Source organism: Candidatus Accumulibacter aalborgensis (genome assembly GCF_900089955.1).
In the GTDB taxonomy this organism is placed as follows: Bacteria; Pseudomonadota; Gammaproteobacteria; order Burkholderiales; family Rhodocyclaceae; genus Accumulibacter; species Accumulibacter aalborgensis.
Genome location: NZ_FLQX01000070.1, coordinates 1 through 2,158 on the forward strand (window position 1 = coordinate 1; position 2,158 = coordinate 2,158).

Below are 2,158 nucleotides of genomic sequence, written 5' to 3' on the forward strand. Positions count from 1 at the left end.
CTCTCCCGCAAGACTTTCACCAAGCCCAGCACCGGGCCTTGGCCGGAATGATGATCAAGGCCCATGTAGAAGCAGCAACGGTACGCGGGAAAGCCTGCTGGGAAGCGCTTTCCAGCGCGATGCAGGGCGTCGAGTTAGGGAGCAGGCGCCGGAGTTATGCAGCAAAACTGTCTCCCGATAACAACGTTAGCTGGCTCCTATTCAGGACCTTTGGAGAATGAAAATGATTCGACTATGGATGTTCCTTTTCACACTGACAGCCCTCGCCTTCCCGGCGCTTAACGTGTCTGGACAGACCCTTTCTTCCGAGGAACTGCAGAGCAGTTTGGTTGAACGCCGCGCAGTTGATGCTGTGATCTGGGGCCTGCCGCTCGTGGGCGAGGACACCGTGAAGCAAGCAGCCTTCCGCGATGGCAAGGCGAAGTACAACGACATCGTCTGGTGGCCCAAAGGCAGTTGGAAGAACCAATCGCCCACACCCAACGTCAACACGCGCTACATGTATTTCTTCTGCAACACCAAGCAGGACGGGCCGGTGGTGGTGGAATTGCCGCCTGCCGTCCCCGGTGCCAGCTTCTACGGCACGATTGAAGATGCGTGGTATGCGCCGCTCACGGACATAGGTTTCGAGGGCAAGGGCGGCAAGTATCTCGTGCTGCCACCCAACTACAAGGGAGCCGTGCCGGATGGTTATACCGTCGTCCGCCCTGCAACCTACAACACCATGACGCTGCTGCGTTCCATTTTGGATTCCAGTTCCGAAGCGGATTTGAAGGCGGGCAATGATCTCGTGAAGCAGGTCAAGGTCTATCCCTTGTCGCAGGCAGCCAACCCGCCCGCGCAGCGGCTGCTGGACATGAGCAATGTGATGTTCAATGGCCTGGTGCACTATGACGCCAGTTTCTTCACCAGCCTCGCCCGCATGGTCAACGAGGAAACGGTGCAGCCTCGCGACTTGGCAATGATGGGGATGCTCCTGCCGCTCGGCATCGAGAAGGGCAAAGAATTCAAACCTGACGCGGCGACCGTGACGCAGTTGAATTCCGCGGCGGCAGAAGCACACGCGTGGTTGATGGACAGGGCGACAAAGGATGGCACTCCGTGGTGGCCGGACAGCCAGTGGGTCATCCCGACCCCGCCCATTACCATGCCGACCGCTTTCCATTGGGAGGTTCCGAATTATTTTGCCGTGGATTCACGAGCTATCGCCCTCTCCCAGTATTTCTGCCCGACGGCCAAGCTCGGCACCGGCAGTTTCTACTTCGCATCTTTTCATGACCACGACGGCAACCCGCTCGAAGGCGGAAACAACTATAAGCTGCACGTTCCGGCAAACGTGCCGGTGAGACAATTCTGGTCCGCCACGGTCTATAGTCTGGAAACCAGCAGCTTCTTCCTCAACGCACCGAACCTCACTCTCGGTTCGCTCAACACTGACTTGAAGAAGAACGCCGACGGCACGGTGGATCTCTACTTTGGCCCGAAGCCGCCCGCAGGTCAGGAGTCCAACTGGCTTTACACCCAGCCCGGTCAGAAATGGTTCCCATGGTTCCGAGTGTATGGACCGGAGAAGGCGATTATGGACAAGAGCTGGAAGTTGCCGGACATCGAGAAGGCGAGCTGAACGCAGATAGCCAGCTAACAACCGGTTGCAGCGGACGGCGCTGGCACGCCGCCGCTGAACCGGGACGTTAGGCCCCTTTGGATAGGAGGTAGCGATGGCAGCAGAACTCACAGTCTTCCTCGGCCCGCTTCAAAGTCTTCTTGCATGGTTCCAGAAGAACCGCAGCGTCAAAGATGAACAAAAGACGCTCGCCCTGGACGCAATGAACAAGGCGCTCATCGCCACAAGGAAGTACATTGAGGCAAAGGGAGCCGATGGTCCAGCTGACCGAGCGCGCGAGTTTGAGCTTGCAGAACTTTGGGCCGATGCGGCAACCAAAGCTCGACACGCAAGCGGAGAACTCGCAGCCCGATTAAATGACAAGTCGCAGTACTGGTCCGAGCCTTTGAAATGGTCTCAAGAAGCAGTGCTACTCAAGAGAATCGATCTGGAGTCTGTGCAACATGAAGTCAAGCAACTGCTCACAGGGGCCTAACGAATAAGGATAGATCGTGCGAAGCCACGATCTGATCCGTTTGTTGGACGAGCCCGGGC

General features: G+C 57.5%; 2 protein-coding genes and 1 pseudogene. All 3 read left to right on the plus strand.

Going from position 1 to position 2,158, the window contains the following annotated elements; genetic code table 11:
- Nucleotides 1-221, plus strand: a pseudogene (locus tag ACCAA_RS21765) (hypothetical protein); the annotation flags it as partial.
- Nucleotides 218-1,624, plus strand: coding sequence for a DUF1254 domain-containing protein (locus ACCAA_RS04655; RefSeq protein WP_186406076.1), 1,407 nt, complete (start codon nt 218-220; stop codon nt 1,622-1,624). The pseudogene ACCAA_RS21765 and the gene ACCAA_RS04655, both read left to right, overlap by 4 nt.
- 94 nt (nt 1,625-1,718) lie before the next feature.
- Nucleotides 1,719-2,099 carry a hypothetical protein gene (locus tag ACCAA_RS04660; protein WP_186406077.1) on the plus strand — a complete coding sequence of 127 codons (381 nt, stop codon included), beginning with the start codon at nt 1,719-1,721 and terminating at the stop codon, nt 2,097-2,099.
- Nucleotides 2,100-2,158: the final 59 nt, after the last annotated feature.